17 protein-coding genes are annotated in these 16,860 nt (G+C 59.5%); 3 read left to right on the plus strand and 14 right to left on the minus strand.

What is annotated here, in order from left to right; genetic code table 11:
- Positions 1-3: 3 nt before the first annotated feature.
- The 8 genes from tssB to BJP61_RS00845 all read right to left on the minus strand — a co-directional run bounded on the left by tssB (position 4) and on the right by BJP61_RS00845 (position 9,629).
- Positions 4-528, minus strand: coding sequence for a type VI secretion system contractile sheath small subunit (tssB, locus tag BJP61_RS00810; RefSeq protein WP_007713494.1), 525 nt, complete (start codon positions 526-528; stop codon positions 4-6).
- A gap of 75 nt (positions 529-603) precedes the next feature.
- Positions 604-1,626: a type VI secretion system protein TssA gene (tssA, locus tag BJP61_RS00815; RefSeq protein WP_038866264.1), complete on the minus strand. Its 1,023-nt coding sequence runs from the start codon at positions 1,624-1,626 to the stop codon at positions 604-606.
- Positions 1,627-1,635: 9 nt separating this feature from the next.
- Positions 1,636-2,346, minus strand: a complete 711-nt coding sequence (tagF, locus tag BJP61_RS00820; protein ID WP_171997622.1) for a type VI secretion system-associated protein TagF — start codon at positions 2,344-2,346, stop codon at positions 1,636-1,638.
- A 16-nt stretch (positions 2,347-2,362) separates the two neighbouring features.
- The gene (gene tssM / locus BJP61_RS00825) at positions 2,363-5,980 is read right to left on the minus strand and encodes a type VI secretion system membrane subunit TssM (RefSeq protein ID WP_038866268.1); all 3,618 of its coding nucleotides are present in this window, start codon (positions 5,978-5,980) and stop codon (positions 2,363-2,365) included.
- 2 nt (positions 5,981-5,982) lie between these two features.
- Entirely contained in the window at positions 5,983-7,218 is a 1,236-nt protein-coding gene (locus BJP61_RS00830) for a DotU family type VI secretion system protein (protein WP_038866271.1), read from the minus strand.
- A gap of 17 nt (positions 7,219-7,235) precedes the next feature.
- Entirely contained in the window at positions 7,236-8,579 is a 1,344-nt protein-coding gene (gene tssK / locus BJP61_RS00835) for a type VI secretion system baseplate subunit TssK (protein ID WP_038866273.1), read from the minus strand.
- A gap of 24 nt (positions 8,580-8,603) precedes the next feature.
- Entirely contained in the window at positions 8,604-9,110 is a 507-nt protein-coding gene (tssJ, locus tag BJP61_RS00840; protein WP_038866274.1) for a type VI secretion system lipoprotein TssJ, read from the minus strand.
- 24 nt (positions 9,111-9,134) lie between these two features.
- Positions 9,135-9,629, minus strand: a complete 495-nt coding sequence (locus tag BJP61_RS00845; RefSeq protein ID WP_038866276.1) for a hypothetical protein — start codon at positions 9,627-9,629, stop codon at positions 9,135-9,137.
- Positions 9,630-10,867: 1,238 nt separating this feature from the next.
- Here BJP61_RS00845 and tisB point away from each other — a divergent pair.
- The 3 genes from tisB to emrD all read left to right on the plus strand — a co-directional run bounded on the left by tisB (position 10,868) and on the right by emrD (position 12,884).
- Positions 10,868-10,957 carry a type I toxin-antitoxin system toxin TisB gene (gene tisB / locus BJP61_RS00850; protein ID WP_032803729.1) on the plus strand — a complete coding sequence of 30 codons (90 nt, stop codon included), beginning with the start codon at positions 10,868-10,870 and terminating at the stop codon, positions 10,955-10,957.
- 75 nt (positions 10,958-11,032) lie between these two features.
- Positions 11,033-11,488, plus strand: coding sequence for a GNAT family N-acetyltransferase (locus BJP61_RS00855; RefSeq protein ID WP_038866279.1), 456 nt, complete (start codon positions 11,033-11,035; stop codon positions 11,486-11,488).
- A 217-nt stretch (positions 11,489-11,705) separates the two neighbouring features.
- On the plus strand, positions 11,706-12,884 hold the full coding sequence (gene emrD / locus BJP61_RS00860) for a multidrug efflux MFS transporter EmrD (RefSeq protein ID WP_075192940.1): 1,179 nt from the start codon (positions 11,706-11,708) through the stop codon (positions 12,882-12,884).
- On the opposite strand, the gene BJP61_RS00865 is transcribed toward emrD, so the two are convergent.
- The 6 genes from BJP61_RS00865 to ibpA all read right to left on the minus strand — a co-directional run bounded on the left by BJP61_RS00865 (position 12,787) and on the right by ibpA (position 16,579).
- The gene (locus BJP61_RS00865; RefSeq protein WP_171997623.1) at positions 12,787-13,878 is read right to left on the minus strand and encodes a cellulase family glycosylhydrolase; all 1,092 of its coding nucleotides are present in this window, start codon (positions 13,876-13,878) and stop codon (positions 12,787-12,789) included. The genes emrD and BJP61_RS00865 overlap by 98 nt on opposite strands.
- A 71-nt stretch (positions 13,879-13,949) precedes the next feature.
- Positions 13,950-14,291: a DUF202 domain-containing protein gene (locus BJP61_RS00870; RefSeq protein ID WP_038866285.1), complete on the minus strand. Its 342-nt coding sequence runs from the start codon at positions 14,289-14,291 to the stop codon at positions 13,950-13,952.
- On the minus strand, positions 14,281-14,628 hold the full coding sequence (locus BJP61_RS00875; RefSeq protein ID WP_038866287.1) for a DUF202 domain-containing protein: 348 nt from the start codon (positions 14,626-14,628) through the stop codon (positions 14,281-14,283). Before BJP61_RS00875 ends, BJP61_RS00870 begins: the two co-directional genes overlap by 11 nt.
- Before the next feature lie 38 nt (positions 14,629-14,666).
- Positions 14,667-15,455, minus strand: coding sequence for a phosphotransferase (locus BJP61_RS00880; protein ID WP_161579418.1), 789 nt, complete (start codon positions 15,453-15,455; stop codon positions 14,667-14,669).
- Between the two features lie 105 nt (positions 15,456-15,560).
- Positions 15,561-16,052: a small heat shock chaperone IbpB gene (gene ibpB, locus BJP61_RS00885; RefSeq protein ID WP_038866292.1), complete on the minus strand. Its 492-nt coding sequence runs from the start codon at positions 16,050-16,052 to the stop codon at positions 15,561-15,563.
- A gap of 110 nt (positions 16,053-16,162) precedes the next feature.
- Complete coding sequence (gene ibpA, locus BJP61_RS00890) at positions 16,163-16,579, minus strand: small heat shock chaperone IbpA (protein ID WP_007729390.1); 417 nt, start codon at positions 16,577-16,579, stop codon at positions 16,163-16,165.
- Positions 16,580-16,860 lie beyond the last annotated feature (281 nt).

Here is a 16,860-nt window from a genome sequence, read left to right on the forward strand (position 1 = left end):
CGATTACTCCTCGTTACCTTTCGTGCCATCGTCATTTTTCGGCATCTGGCTCAGCGATTTGAGCAGCGTCGGATCCTGAAGCACTTTCGCGATAAGCTCTTCGGCGCCGTTTTTACCGTCCATGTAGGTCAGCAGGTTAGAGAGCTGGGTGCGGGCTTCCAGCAGCTTGTTCAGCGGCTCGACCTTACGCGCCACGGCGTCCGGCAGGAAGTCGTCCATGCTGTCGAAGGTGAGATCGATGCTCAGTTTGCCTTCGCCGGTCAGGGTGTTGTCCACCTGGAACGCCACGCGCGGCTTGAGCGCTTTCATACGCTCATCGAAGTTATCGATGTCAATTTCAAGGAATTTACGCTCGTCCACCGCAGGCTGCGGGTCGACCGGCTTCCCAACCAGATCAGCAAACACGCCCATCACAAACGGAAGCTGAATTTTGCGTTCCGCGCCGTAGATTTCCACGTCGTATTCGATCTGCACGCGCGGCGCGCGGTTACGGGCGATAAATTTCTGCCCACTGTTACTCATTGGCATGATGTTCTCCATCAAAGATGCGCGGTGAAATTCGGGCGACGGGCCTCATGCCTGCCGCCGTAAAAAGAAACGCCGTTACTCGCGGCGTCCGATAATGTTTTCCACCTGATGCACGCTGTCGGGCGCCAGGTCGCGAATAAGATCCATGAAATTCATTTCAATCAGTCGCTGCACGCGCTCAATCATCAGCGGCGCGGGATGGCTCGGCTCGTGCCGGGCAAAATATTGCTTCACTTTCTCAAGCATCAACTGGGCGTCGTCGCGCGTTTGCAGTTGCACGTTACGCCAGTCAGTTTCCACCACCCGCGCCGGGGCGCTGGCGCTGACGGCGGCAGGCGCGTTTTCCGCCTGCGTCTGGGTTTCTTCGACATCCTGCGGCGCGTGCCCTTCGCCTGGCTGGCAGGCCTGCGCCACAATACTGGTGAGCTTCTGGAGCTGCTCCATTTCCGGTACGCCGCTCTCGCCGAAGTGGCTGACCAGAATGCTGCGGATAGCTTCCAGACGCGCGTGGATCTGGATTATCGCCTCGATGCCCGGCTGATCGCCGCGCGCGAGTTCGTCCACCAGCCGCGGACGTCCGCCCGGATAGCCGGGGCATTCGCTTTTGCTGTTATCCAGCAACGACTGGGCGTCGCGCAGCGTAATTTCATCGCCGTTACTGCGCAGCAATGTGGCGCCGCGCAGCGTCGCGGTCAGGGCGGATTTATCGCCGAGGCCCGCCAGCGCGTTAATACGGTAGAACGGATCTTTTTCGCCATACTCTTCCAGCAGCGGATAGAGCGGCTCCCAGTAGCGCGTCAGCGCTTCCTGGATAAGCAACAGCCCGTCGGCATAGCCCGGCAGCCCGCGGCGTTTGGCCCACGCGTGGGTGAGCGCCAGCATGACGCGCAGATCTTTGGTGCGCTCAAGCAGCGCCAGGGCCAGCTTTTCAACTTTAGTCCAGTCCGCCGGCTCTGCCGGAATAATGGTGTCGCCAAACTGCTGTTCCGCTTTGCCCTGGCTTGCCTGTTCCATCGCCTGATAATCGGCGTCGTACTCCAGATTGTCGCCGCACGGCTGCTCCGGGCTCACCGGAGCGAGAAGGGTTTCAATATCCATCGAACTGCCTTATTCGAACATGGGCGGGTAGAGCCCGTGGCGACCCGGACGCGCACCGCCCGCCGGATCAAACAACAGCGAAAAGAGCTGCCCGGTAAAATTGCCGCTGTGTACATGCGTGTAGAGCGGATAACCGTCGCTGCGGTTGGTCCACCAGAAACTGGTCTGGCGCTGCGGATCGAAACACTCCGCCGCCTGCCGCCAGCTCAGCGTCACCGGCGTCTCTTCATAACCGATGACATCAAGAATTTCCGAGCGATTTTCCGGCGCGGGCAGCGCCGGTGACGGAATGGCCAGCACCGCCTGGTCGAGCTGTTCAGCGGAGAACGCGTTGCGCACCGCGTGATGCAGGATGCGCCCGAGCTGCTGATACCAGGCCTCCGCTAACGCCAGATGCTGCGGCGTCCACTCGGCGGGGCTGAACGCCACCGTCGCGAGAAGCGGATACTGACGCCCGACGCTGTCGCGTCCCGGCATCAGGCAGCCCATCTGTACCTGCTGACTGCCGAGCATCGGGGGAACCACAAAGTTCCAGACCGGCGCGCTGGAGAACTGGCGGTTGCCCGTCTCGCGCTGTTCATCCTCTTTCTGCCAGTTCAGCAGCCCTACCTGAAACCAGTGCGACCACTGGCGTTGCAGGGCATCGGGAAAGCGGCGCTGGAGAAAGTCGCCGGCACTGGGCAGTTTCCCGTACCAGCTAATCGCAGGGTAATGACTCATTATCCGTTCCTTGCGGTTAAGGGCATGCGAAGCCAGGGAGCTGGAATGGGTTGCGGATACTGTTTGGCGTGAATTCCAGCGTCACGCTGTGTCCGTCAACCGAAAACGTCGCCTGGCGGCTCAGGCTTCCTGCACCCGGCGCGATGCGGGCGCGATCGAAAAAGCGGTTCAGCGCCCAGGCGCCGTTCGTCACCAGCGTCGAGGTGGTGCCGTTGGCAAGACCAAGCTGCATACGCACCTGATTCGTGCCGCCGCTGCCCGGCCAGCTCATCAACTGCACCGCCTGCGGGCCGTGACTGTAGCGCAGCAGCTGGCCGTCAACGTCCAGCGACAGCGTCAGAATGTCGTTATCCATCCGCACAGTGCGCACCGTCACGCGGTACGACGGCGTGGTAGCGCCGTTGGCGAAGAACGCGTCGCGAATGTATTGCGCCTGCTGGAACGGACGCAGCACCCCTTCGCTGCCCGGCAGCGTTTTCCCGTCGATGCCCGGCGTAAAGCGCCAGCGCGCCTGGGTGGTGTCCACTTTGTTGGTCAGGTTGTCGCGAAAGAAACTGTCCATCAGGCCCGTGCCCGGCGCGAACATCCGCGCCAGATCGTCCGGCGTCACTTCGCTGCTGGCGGAGCGCACCAGCGGATAACGGCCCGCGATCGCCTGGCGGCAGAAGCTGCCGACTTCCACGCTGATACGTTTACGCACGTTTTCCAGTTCGCGCTGCTGAGTATCGCTGCTGGCGCCAACGGCCATGCGGCTGAACATGTTTTGCAGCCCGCCCGGCAGACGCCCTGCGCTGGCCTGCAGGCGGCTTATCGCCTCGCCACCCGGCGGCGGCATGCCGCTGTTAGCGGCGTCCTGCACGGCGGTCAGGTAACGGTAGAGCTCATCGATCTGCTTGATAAAGTCATCAAACACGATGGCTTTACCGCCTTTCTCCAGCGGCTGCGCCAGTTCGATAATCGGCGCATAGTGATCGGTCACCACTTGTTCCGGCGTTTGCGGCGCAGCGGCGGCGGTCGTCGCCCCGCTTTCCCGGTCGCTGAACAGCGCTTCCAGCGTGCGGGTGGCGCGGTTACCCTGCTCTTTGTTTTCCGTTTCGCCCGGCTGCGGTTCCGCGCGGGAGAGCGTCAGCACCTGGCTTAAGTTCATCACCAGACGGCGCAGCGGCGAGTTGCTGCTGGAGAGCACGCGCGCCGTGTTGATGCGCTGGTTCAGGTCGGCGCTGTTGTTAAGCTGGATATCCGCCAGGTAGCTGTCCCACTGGCTGATAAAATCGCGCATATAGAGCTGGCGCACCGCGTTGTCCGTCTGCGCTTTGTCTTCCTGGGCGGTGGAAAGCCCAAGCACCCAGGCGTCGTCGTCATGCAGCGAGGCGGTGACGTTGTCTATCTGGCCGTTGAAGCTTTCCCAGTAGCCTTTCGGGGTGTAAAGCCCCGGCACGCCGTCGCTCACCGGCTTGCCGCTTTTACGCGAAAAGACCAGCTCGCTCTGCGGGCCGCCGAGGGTCGCCAGCGACACCGGCTTTAAGTTCTCGTCGCGCTCCAGCAGACGCTTAAGGCGGCCATAGACGCGCAGCGACAGCGGCTTCTGGTTGATCATTGCCTGCTGGCGGCTAATCAGCGACTCGTCTTTGGCGTACGGCGAGGTCTGGATTTGCGGCTCCAGCAGTTGCGTCAGGTGCCATTCGAGCTGGTTCAACTGCGCCTGGGTGACATTCTGCGGCAGGTTGCGCTCCAGGTTGAGCATGACCCAGGAGTGCAGGAATTTGCCGTCGTAATGCTTCGGCTGGTAGAGCATCTGGTACGCCTTCAGCGCTTCGTAGCTGTATTCCACGTCGCTGCCATTGTCGCTGCGTACCCAGCCGGTGATGAGCTGCGCCACGGCAGGCATCAGCATCTCCTGCAGCGCTTTCTGGTAGAGCGCCTGCGAGGCGTCGTTGACGTCATCCCCGCGATACAGCCCCATGCGATACGTCACCGGCGGCGAGTTCAGGTCAAACTCTTTGCTCCTGGGCAGCTCGACCAGGCTGTTGAAAAGCGGCAGCATGCTGAAGAGATCGCGCCCCGTCGAAGTTTGCAGCGCTTTGCTCTGACGCTCGACGCCCGGCACTTTGGCGTTCACTTCCGCCAGGTACGCTTTGTTATTGCCGTAGCTGGTGAGCCACAAACCGCCGAGCACCACTAACAGCGCGGTGAGCGCGGCATAGCCCGACCAGATCACCGCGCGGTTGCGCAGCTCCCACCAGCGGTTCTGACCGGCGATGCCCGCTTCCTGGAAAATCACATTCTGGAGCAGGTTTTTAATAAAGAAGCTCTGCCCTTTGCCGCCGGGGATCGGCGCCTCTTTGCTGACCGAATCCCAGTTATCGCCCTCTTTACCGCCCGTCGGCAGCGACAGCGCGCGGTTAAGTTCGCCCATGACGCGGTCAAACGGCAGCCCTTCCTGGGTGCCGCTCGCAAGATAAATGCCGCGCGGCGAGAATTCAGTTTCAAAATTGGAGCGGGCAAACACGGTGCTGAGGTAGTCCGCCAGCAGCGGACGCAGCGCCGCGAACTCCTGCGGGAAGAGATAGCACTCGGCGCGCGCTTTCGGGTCGCTTTCCGCGAGCAGGGTATCCGGCAGGCCAGCGTCCAGACGCTGTTGCAGCAGCGCGAACTCCTGCGTGAACGCCGCCAGCAGATCGAAATCGGCCTGCTTTGACTGCTCCCACGGGAAGGTGAAACCCCAGATCTGGTCGCGCTGGGCTTTATCAAAACGACCAAAGTAAGAACGAAAGCCTTTCAGCAGGTCCGCTTTGGTGACCAGCACGTAGACCGGAAAGCGAATGCCGAGCTGTTCGTGCAGTTCCGCCAGACGCTGGCGCAGGTTGACCGCCTGCTGCTGGGTCGCTTCGGCCGACTGGGTCAACAGATCGGAAACGCTGATGGTGATGATGACGCCGTTAATCGGCTGACGACGGCGGTATTTACGCAGCAGATCGACAAAACGCAGCCATTCGCCCGCGTCCTGCGCCTGCTCGCTCTCCTGCGTGGTGTAACGCCCGGCGGTATCAAGCAGCACCGCTTCGTTAGTAAACCACCAGTCGCAGTTACGCGTGCCGCCGATACCGCGCAGCGCCGTTTTACCGAAGCGGTCCGCCAGCGGGAATTGCAGGCCGGAGTTGACCAGCGCCGTGGTTTTCCCGGAGCCGGGCGCGCCGATAATCACATACCACGGTAGCTGATAAAGGTATTGGGTGCTAAAGCGCTGCGTCCACTGGCCGCGCTGGCCGGGCGCATTGAAGTGCGCTTTTTTGAGGATCTGCGCGGCCTCGTCGAAACGGTCCGCCAGCACCTGATCGTCGTTGCCCAGGCGTTTGAAATCCCCGCCCTCTTCCGCCGGTTTCCCGTCGTTGAGTTTGTCCATCAGCTTGCGGTTCAGCCAGGCGTTGTAGAGCCGCGGCACGATGTGGCTATGTACCCAGATCAGGTAGATAAGCGCAATGCTGATGATACGGTTGGTTTCCGACTCCAGCGGGCGACTGTCGACGATGGACAGCAGCGGCCCTATCATCCAGACGACCGCCGACAGCGCGGTAACGCCCATGAACCCCCACAAGATGCGGTTGGTCACTATTGAAAGGAGAATATTCAGCATCCTTAGTTTCCTTGCGGCAATCCGTTCAGCTCGGCCAGGGTGTTATCCGGCGACACCAGCAGAGTTATCTCTACACGGCGGTTGCGGGCGCGGTTTTCCGGCGTATTGTTCGGAGCGATAGGGTCCATCTCGCCGCGGCCCTGCGCTCTGACGCGGTTCGGGTCGGCGAGGTGCGCCTGGAGCATTTTCTGTACCGATTCGGCGCGCGAGAGCGACAGCTCGTAGTTCGAGGCGAAACGCGCGCTGCGGATAGGCACGTTATCGCTGTAACCCACCACGAGGATTTTGCCGCTGACGTTGTTCATCGCCTGCGCCACGCGGTCGATGACCGACTCGTAACGGTCGCGCACCACGGTCGATGCCGACGCGAACAGGCCGTCGCCTTTGAGGATAACGACGCTGCGATCGGCTTCGTCGCGTACCGCCACCAGGCCCGCTTCAATTTCGGGGCGCAGGAATCCGCGCAGGTTAAGCACCGGCGCCACTTCGCGAGCGGGCTGCTGAACGGTGATTTCCGGCAGCGGCGTCTGATAGATCTTCGCCAGCACCGGGCTGGTGTTGTCGCCAAGCCGCCAGTTAAGAATGATAAAGAACAGGCAGGCCAGGAAACCGGCCAGCGCCACGCAGGCCCACAGCGGCACCACAGGACGCCAGAGTTTGCGCATCACCGGCTGATCTTCCGGATGCGGCGAGAGCGGCGGCGGGTAGCTGCCGCGCACGCTGCGGATCATTTGCCACAGGCGCTGCTTGATGGTTTCCAGCTGCGTGCGGCCGTTGTCCATAACGCGGTAGCGCCCTTCGAACCCGAGCAGCAGGCAGTAGTTGATCATCTCCAGCAAGAAGATGTGCTCGCGCGGGTTTTGCGACAGTCGCGCCAGTAGCTGGAAGAATTTCTCGCCGCCCCAGGTTTCATTGTGGAACGTCACCAGCAGACCGCTGCCGGACCAGACGCCGCGGCTGCCCCACGGGGTGAGCGCCGCCGCCTCATCGAGGGCCGTACACAGGCAGTAGCGCGCGCCGACGATGACTTCATAAGGCAGCGCCGCCTGCTGACAGCGCACTTCAAAGCGGCGGATCTCGTCAATCAGGCGCTGACGCAGCCCGGCCTGATCTTCATGCGATACAGAATGACGAATCTGCGGGATCGCGTTAAGCAGCGGATTGGCCGCCGCGACCAGCGGATTATTACTGCTGGCGCCGGAAAGAATGGCATCGCTGCCGGTGGCTTGTGGTTCCATAGTGAGCGCTCGTCGTGTTATTCATTCGTACTGCGAATGGCCCAAAACTCCATATCAAGGCCCGGGAACTCACCGGCGAGATGCAGCGCAAAGGCGCCGGATTTTTCCATCTCTTTCCAGAGTTCGCCGCCCTTTTCCAGTTCGAAATAGCTGTAGCCGGCATGCCACGGGATCTGCGGCGGCGCGACAGGCATGGCGCGCAGCACCATACCCGGCAGTTGCAACTGCACCAGGTCGCGAATTTTGGTGACCGGCGCGACTTTCATCTGCGCCGGGAAGTGCGTTTGCAGCGCCTCGCCCGGCACGTTGGCTTTGACCGCCAGCACGAAACCGAACTCGCGCACCATGTTGCTTTCCGGCACGGTAGCGACGTTGAGGCCGTGGGAGCGCTCGGTAAGCGGCAACTGGATGGCGCTCTCTTCCATGACCAGCGACAGGCCCTGGCGCAGCATCAGCGTCAGTTTGCCAAAACAGCCCGCCAGGTTGTCATGGTCATAAACCGGCAGCGTGGCGTCCGGCGCGCGCTGCGCAGTCCAGGTGGCGAGCTCGCAGGCGAAGGCGAGCCAGTCGCGCCACAGCGTTTCCGGGTGCAGCAGCGGCAGGGTTTTTAAATGCGTGACGTGGCCCAGATGATGGTTAATCAGCGACAGCAGCATGAACTCCACCATCTCGGAGGTGTTAAAACGCCCCGGCTGGCGCAGACGCTGGCTTATCTGCTGGCTGCGCTGGCCAAGCAGGCCGTGCAGGTCGTTCAGCATGCTGTAGAGCTGTCCGCTGTTGATAGCGTTGAGCATCGGCGGAATGTAGCCAGTGTCGAGGCGCACCTGATTGTCGTTGCGCTTTTCAATCACCTGCGCGACGCCGATGGCGGTCCACTCGGCGGTCAGCTCGCTCTCCAGCATCAGCTTGAGACGCAGGCGGCCAAACTGTACCGTCGCGGCGCCAACCGACATCGCGTTGTCATCTTCGACTTCTTCTTCAAACGTGGCGTAGCGCGCGAGCGAATCGGCCGCCTCGCTGAAAATGACCTCTTCGCGTCCGGCGCGGCGGGCCGGCAGCGCCAGCACCACCCGTTCGTGCGTCAGGTTGTCCGGAATGGCAAGCGGCGCCGGGCCGTGGCGGGCGTCGCGAAAGGCGAACGGGGTGCCATCCGGCAGCAGACCGCTGGCGTAGCTCAGCGCCACGCGTCCCTGACGCAGCATCGCCTCGTCAAATTCCAGATCGAGAAACCCCCAGAGATACGGGCGTTGCAGTGAACCCCATTCGCGGATGTGGTTTTGCAGGAAACTTTCCGCGCGCTGGAAGTGGTGCGGACGCAGGAACATCCCTTCGGTCCAGACCACTTTTTCTGCTTTGTTCATACTGGTGTCCTGTAAGGGCGCTGATTATTCGTTGATGACGCGGATCCCGTTGACGTCAAGAAACACTTTTGCCTCAAGTTCGTCGGATGACCATTTCCAGAATTTATAAATGCTGGAGTCACTGGGTGCGGGAAGCGGGAGCGAGATACGCCACTTTTTACCGTCGAGCGCCTGATATTCCGCCATCACGCCGATATAGCGCGCCTCAAGCGAGCTCTGGCCGCTGAGGGTTTTATCCAGCTGGCCCGGCATCAGGAAGAACTCGTCGCTGTTGAGCAGGTTCGCTCCCAGCACGGTCTGAGCATTGTTTTGCAGCGAAAAGAAATCGGCGGACATAAAGTCGGCGTCAGATTTCAGAAGCAGCACCCGGACTTTTAGCGGTGCGGAATTATTAATTTGTGGGTGAGCCTGAAAATGCAGGCTGTACTGGGAAGGAACGCTGCGTGAAGACGATAAACAGCCGCTCAGCAAGGTGAGAGCGGCAAGCAAAAACGCCAGGAAGCCCTGGCGTAAAACGGTACGGTTTTTCATGAGGTGTGGCTCATTGAATCAGGATTAATCGATAACCCAGGTTCCGCTTTTGGTGTTTTTACAGGCTTTGCTGTTGCCATCCACCGTCACGCAGTTAGCTTTGGCAGCTTTACGACGCAGTTTCGGGATCTCTTTACGAACGGTTGCTTCATAAAGATCGCTCTTCACTGCCGCGCGCAGCGGAACATAACCAATCAGCTGCTCTTCGCCCTGATCGGCCAGCGCCAGCCAATAACCTTCAACCTGGCCCAGTACGTTATAGGTTTTGCCGGTTTCCAGCTGACGAACCACTTTGCCGCCGAAATCCGGGCGGGTCATGACCGACGCCGGGTACATTGCGCGGTATTCTTCGTTGACAGGCTGGAACTCTTTTGGCGGAGTCACCGCGTGGCGGTGGGTGAGCGTGACGCCATTAACCACACTGGTCACGATAGTGTCATCCGTAACGGCAGGAGGCGGCGCTTTACAACCAGCTACGCCTAACACAAACAGCAGGGCTAATACGATTCGCATATTCATCGATGGTTTCCGTTGCAAATATATTCTGTATACAAAGAAATAACGGCTTCTGGATTCAGGCTATGACTAAAAGTTTGTCATTGCCAGGGAAGATTATGCCATTTCGGTGAAGGAATTTCATTTTCTTCAGAGATAGCTACCGCACGGGCTTTACCGAAGTAAACCCGGACGTTTTACGCATATTTCTGAGGCAGAGCGAGAAAATTCTACATAACCCTCATGACAATTCAACACCAGACCTGGCGGGCATTCTGGTGAAAATGCCTGCCCGTTTAATTGAATAGCGTATTTTTAGGATTTTTCCGCCCCTTCGAACAGGAAATAATCGTGAAAGACACGAATACCTCCACCGTTATTCATTAAAATTATCTATATTAAGTGTTTGTTTTAAAAGAACAATTAACAGGAAAGCGTAACGGTTACGTGCGATAACGAGGCGGGAAATAGTGGGGTGGTCATACATTAAGATTAATCTGAAAACAGATTATTAAGCGGGCATGTATATATCCAGCTACCATATTTAGTGGGTGTGAAATTTGACGTTAAAAATGACACTACAGGATCTTAAGTAAAATTTCTTTAATAAATGATGACAGCAAATAGTGCTATTGCATTTACGCTTCTCAAAAATCGTATTTGTTAAAAAAGCATAATGGCAGTGGATTGCCCTTTTTCGTCATCAGATTTTCCTTGCAAACAGTGCGAATTATGTCGTTCATGTCGCTTTTTCAGCCTGCCTTTTTGCTACAGAAGTGAATATTATTTAGCGTGATTATTACCCTCTGTCGCTGCGCGGCAGAAAGGAAAACAGCGCGGCGGGCGGGCGCAGAAACAAAAAAACCCCGCCAGAGGCGAGGTTTTTTCAGCTACTGTTGCGGTTGGTAGCCGCAAAGCACACTGTGTTACGTCAACAGCGTAACTATACGACGAAATGCCTGCTCCCGCAATTGGCGGGCCGCTGGCGCAGTCGTGGCTTTTGATCAGTATGATCCAGCCCTCCGCTTCTTGTCCAGAAAATACTGTTCATTTATACAGTATCTATCTATAATGATGTTGCTGTCACAGCGTGCGATACGGGGCCGCATTTAAACGGGCGCAATAAAGAGTCCTGGCTGAAACGGGTGGTGCCGTCAGTGCCTTAACCCCGAGAGAGCACACTGTGTTACGCCAACAAAACAACTGGCAACAGGCAGCGGAGAGGTACGCCAGTTGGTGCTCCTTTACCAGAGGAGACGCGTATGAGCGGAGTGGATTTGTTTATCCTTATCCTGAAACTCATTGTTGCAGTCCTGCAACTGCTTGATGCTGTCCTGAAGTTCCTTCGGTAACTCAGGTTCAGGCCGCACCAAAGAGGGGCGGGCAACCGCCCCTCTTTAACACGGTACATCCACCAGGAGGGAACGATGTCAGGAATCATCACTATCAGGTCTGTTACCCCGGTCGGCATCGATTTTGACCGGCTGCGTGAAGAGAGTCAGGCGCTCGGCTTTACGATGCTTGACCGGCTCGCCGTCCACTGGATGGACGGCAGCAACGGCTTTTCGGCTCCTGGCGAACGTCTGCTCGGCGCGTTTCTTGGCGAAGCGCTGGTTGGCGTCGGCGGGCTGAACCGCGACCCTTTCGATACTCATCCGCGCGCCGGACGCGTGCGTCATCTCTATGTCAGCCATGCGGTACGCCGCGTTGGCGTCGGCAATCAGCTGCTGAAAACCATCGCCCATCATGCCCACAACGCGTTCGATTATCTCAATATTCGCGCGCCAGAATCCGCCTTCAGCTTTTATTTACAGGCCGGCTTTTTACCCGTGACGCACCAGCCGCACATTACGCACCGGCTGACGCTGCCTGCGCTGGCCTGAGCCTGTCGCGGCCGCGCATGGCCGCGCGGCGGGGGCATCGTCAGTGGCAATAAATGTTTCCGAAAAGTGTCCGTAAAAGCTGCCTGCTATTTATATTGATGGCGTGATAGCCGACTGGATAATCCCTGCGCATGCGGTATATTTCTCTCGCATTTAATATCCATGCAGAGATATATCCTGTTTCTTCACCTGTGCGTATCGAATAATCATGATGAGAATGTTGGCTAACCGTCATTTATTAATGATGTTGATTCTGCTTGTCGCCGTCGGGCAGATGGCGCAGACGATTTATATCCCGGCTATCGCCGGTATCGCGCTGGAAATGAACGTGCGCGAAGGGGCCGTGCAGAGCGTGATGGCGGCGTATCTGCTGACTTACGGCGTCTCGCAGCTGATTTACGGGCCGATATCCGACCGCGTCGGTCGCCGCCCGGTGATCATGACGGGGCTGGTGATTTTTATCCTCGCGACGCTGGTGGCGCTGGAGGCACGCAGCCTGCCGGTGCTGATTCTGGCGGGCTGCTTACAGGGGATGGGCACCGGCGTCGGCGGCGTGATGGCGCGAACGCTGCCGCGCGATCTCTATGAAGGCCCGGCGCTGCGTCACGCCAACAGCCTGTTGAACATGGGCATTCTGGTCAGCCCACTGGTGGCGCCGCTGCTCGGCGGCCTGCTCGACACCTGGTGGGGCTGGCGCGCCTGCTTTGCATTTCTGCTGGCATTGGCGGTCGTGGTGACATTTTGTATGTTCCGCTGGATGCCGGAAACCCGCCCGGTACAGGCGCAGCGCCCTCGCCTGCTGGCGAGCTACAGGCTGCTGTTTGGCACCGCCAGCTTTAACTGCTATCTGATTATGCTGATTGCCGGACTCGCGGGCGTCGCGGTGTTTGAGGCGTGCTCCGGGGTGCTGATGGGCGCGGGCCTCGGGCTCAGCAGCCTTGCGGTGAGCGTGCTGTTTATTCTGCCGATCCCGGCGGCGTTTTTCGGCGCCTGGTTTGCCGGGCGCGCCCATAAGCGTTTTACCACCCTGATGTGGCAGGCGGTACTGAGCTGTCTTGCGGCGGGTGTGCTGATGTGGCTGCCGGGCTGGCTTGGCATAATGAATATCTGGACGCTGCTTATCCCGGCCGCGCTCTTTTTCTTCGGCGCCGGAATGCTGTTTCCGCTTGCCACCAGCGGCGCGATGGAGCCGTTTCCGTTCCTGGCGGGCACCGCCGGCGCGCTGGTGGGCGGGCTGCAAAACTGCGGTTCCGGGCTGCTGGCATGGTCGTCCGCGCTGCTGCCGCAGAACGGGCAGTTTAGCCTCGGGATGCTGATGACAGCGATGGGTGTGCTGATGCTGGCGTGCTGGTTGCCGCTGGCGCACCGTGAGCGGATACCGGAGCAGACGGTGTAAGGTGGCCCGACGCGCGCTCCGTTGCGCACGTCGGGTTGATCATGGCGTCGAGCAGCGTCGCCTGCGTGGGGCGCCACGCGCCCTCTTCTCCGTCGTAAAACTGATTCGCGGCGTTCAGCGCATACGGAATGCCCGCTTTTTTCAGCTCGCACGCCATGAAACGGGCAAACGCGAGCGTGGCCGCAGACGGCGTGGTTTTCACCGTCTGCGCCGCCGACCATCCCCCCACCCAGCTAACATGCCCGGTCTTCTGCTGCCAGCGGCGCGCGCTGTTAATGCGCTCGCGGATTGCCGCCTTTTCCGCCGCAGTACCGGACGTCCACGGATATTTGCCGCTGGCGCGCAGCGGCCCCCACGGGAAAATATGCCACTGCGCCAGCACGTAATGGCTGCTCTGCGGCGGCAGTTTCAGCATGGAGAGATCTTCAGGCACGGCGCGAAAACGCGGCGCAATAAAAACCATCCGCTGCGCATCTGCGTGGTGAAGCGTTTTGATAACGTCGCTGTAGAGCCGGTTGAGCTGCTGCGGATTATGGTTGAGCCGGTCGGCGGGCTCGTAGATGACGTCAAACCCCAGCAGCGGATGCTGCTCGCCGAAATAGTTCGCCACCGCGCTCCACCAGGCGACCACTTTCGCGGCGTTTTGCGCGCTCGGGTCGGCTTTAAAGGCGTCCGCCTGGTAGGAGATTATCGGGATGATGTTGTAGCGCTCGCACGCCTCAACGATTTTGCGCAAATGAATGAGCCGCGCTTCGGTGGCGTCGCCCGCCACTCTCACCCGCACATGGCGAATGCCCCGCTGCTGAAAATCGCGTACCGCCAGCGGGTCGAACTCCCGGATGCCGCGATCGGTGCGCGCCCAGTCGACATCCATCCCCACGCCGAGTTCGGCAGCGTAGCGCTGGGCCGTCAGCGGCTCGCCAGCACTGGCAGACGGGGCGGCGTGAGCCGAGGTAATGAGCAGCAGGAAAGCGAGCGGAAGCAGCTTGTTCATGGCTATCGTATCGGGAAGAAGAATCAGGAATATGTAGCACGGATTGACGCAGGTCGGGTAGGCCGCCGGTATTAACTGCTTAGCAATTGCATAAGCGCGCGCACGTGCGTGACCAGAAACAGTAGCGCCAGCGCGCAGACCGCCAGCGCGATAAGCAGTTTCGCACGCACCTGACCGGGCGCGGCGAAATCCTCACGCATAAGCGTGGTCAGGTGACGTGTGCGGGCGTAAGCGTAAATCAGCCCGGCCACCACCGAGAGGCATCCCAGCGCCAGCCATAACAGCAGGCCCGCGTCGCTCCATGCGTGACGCAGCGCCAGCACCAGCAACGCGCCGTAGCCCAGCAGCGTGCGCACCCATGCAAGCGACGTGCGCTCCGGTTGCAGGCCCGGATCGCGCGGGCTAACCGGCATAAAACACCACCAGCATCACCGCCAGCGCGACCACCGCCATCACGCCGCTGATAAACGCCAGCATACGCGTGTAGGGCAGCTCCTGTTTCAGGCGCATCGCCTTTTCGTTGCGCAACCAGCGCAGATAGCCGTAAATCGCGAGCGCGCCGGCGAAAAAACATAGCAGCAGCGACACTGCTTCGCGCACGACGGGCGTCGCGAAATCGGGCGCCAGCTGATCAAGCCCAACACCTGCCGCCAGAAACCCCAGCGCGGTGCGCACCCATGCCAGAAACGTGCGTTCGTTGGCGAGTGAAAAACGATAGTCCGGCGCTTCGCCGAGACGGGAAATTTTCATGAGGGCTCCTTGTCGCCGCTTCGGCAGGAACAGCCAGTTTACAACACGCTGGCCATTTCACGCAGCCAGCCCGGCAGCACCTGTCGATACCAGTCAACATAGCGCTCGCGCTGCGGGTTCTGACGCTGGTGCAGCAGACTGACCACTTCGGTGGCTATCCACGCCTTCGCGATAATCAACGGTTGAAGGAGATCGTCTGTTTTCTCATGCGCCGCCCATGGCGTGTAGCGATCAATCATGGCGTTATACGCGACGAGGCTACCCATGCCTTTTATCAGCGGCGCGAGATCGATAGCCGGATTGCCATACCCGATGCGCTCCCAGTCAAACAGCACCAGATCGCCGTTGTCACGCCGTCCCCAGTTGCCCGCATTAGTGTCGCCAGAGATAAGCGTCCTGGCCGTAAACAGACTGTCGCTGCGCGCGGCGATCTCTTGCAGGATGGCTACCGCGTCCGGGGCGAGTGAGAGCACCTCACACAGTAGCGTTTGATTTTCCACTCTCCAACAGTGCGGGTGCAGCGGCGCGCCGGGAGCAGGCGTGGCGGCGTGAAGCGCGCCGAGCGTACGGTAAAGCGCCTCATCGTCGCAAAGTGCCTCAAGCGATACCGTGTGCGGGAGCCACTCCAGCCAGAGCGTCGCGGTTTGCGCCTCTACTCCCAGCAGCGCAGGCGTGTGGATGCCGCGCTCGCGAAGCGCCCCGGCGCTGTGACAATAGAACGCGATTTCAACCCTGCTCGCGCCGCGCTTTTCGATGAGCGGCTGGCCGTCGCGCTCGCACTTGCGCACACGGGCCGCGCCCATTTGCGCCAGGTTTTCCTGTGTCATCGGCTCTCCGTAATGTGGGTAAGGACAGCATTGACTATAAAACAGCGCGCCGTACGACAGGCATAAAAAAGGCCCCACTACGGAGGCCTTTTTCTCGTCACGCCATTACTGGCTATCGGTGTTGCTGTCGCTGTGGCTCAGCGCCGGGCGTTCGCCCTCAATAACGCGCTCATCGTCCTGAGCGCGCGGCTGGCCGATGGCGATACGCTGCGGGGCCAGGGCTTCGGGGATGTTGCGCACCAGATCGATGTGCAGCAGCCCATTGGTGAAGCTGGCGCCGGAAACTTCCATATGCTCAGCGAGCGTGAAGCTCAGATTGAAAGGCTGGATAACCAGGCCCTGATGGAGCCATTTCGGCTCGGTTTCCGGTTTTACCGGCGTGCCTTTCACGCGCAGCACCGTGTGTTCCAGTTCGATTTCCAGATCTTCCTGACGGAACCCGGCTAACGCAAGGGTGATGCGATAGTGGTTATCGTCGCTTTTTTCGATGTTATAGGGCGGGAAGGTCTGGCTTTCGGCGGAGCTCATCAGCGCGTTGGCCAGTTTGTCAAAACCGATCCACTGACGGAAAAACGGGGATAAATCATAGTTACGCATATTATCTCTCCTTCATTGAAGCGAGTGAAAACGCCAGTGCGTGTACTGGCTGTGCTCCCGTTCGGCGAGCACGAGACGACAGTCAAGGCCGCCGCAGCGGCCCCAAAAAATTAGTTACCGATTTCGATACGGCGCGGTTTTTTCGCTTCCGGGATCACGCGCTCAAGCTCGATGTAGAGCAGGCCGTTCACGAGGTTAGCGCCACGCACGAAGATGTTTTCGGCCAGCTGGAATTTGCGCTCGAAATTGCGCTCGGCGATACCCTGGTACAGATAGGTACGCTCTTTCTGCTCAGGCGCATGGGAGCCTTTCACCACCAGCAGGTTGTCCTGAGCGGTGATCTCCAGCTCGCTTTCCGCAAACCCTGCCACGGCAATGGCGATACGGTAGTGGTTTTCATCCACCAGCTCGACGTTGTACGGAGGGTAGCCGCCGTTGCTCTGGCTCTGGTTGTTCTCAAGCAGGTTGAACAGACGGTCAAAACCGATGGCGGAACGATACAGCGGGGATAAATCAAAGTTACGCATACATACTCCTGAAATCAGCGAGGTTTAACATCGCCCTCCTTAAAGGACAGGCGGCTGTGGCGGGAGCCCCGTTCGGCGTGCCCCCTGTGTCCACATTCCAGAAAATGGGTGCGGCCCGCCGGTTTTCAAGGGCCGAAATCGGCCTTTTTTTGGCGATTTACATTTCTTTGCGTAGACTGGGAATAACAGCAACTAATGCTAAACTGCGAGCGCTGCCACAGGACGGCTAAAGCGCGCTATTCATTCTGATTCAGGGGCGTTATATCTCATGACTGACGCCT

It is taken from the genome of Cronobacter sp. JZ38 (assembly GCF_008932145.1).
In the GTDB taxonomy this organism is placed as follows: domain Bacteria; phylum Pseudomonadota; class Gammaproteobacteria; order Enterobacterales; family Enterobacteriaceae; genus Cronobacter; species Cronobacter muytjensii.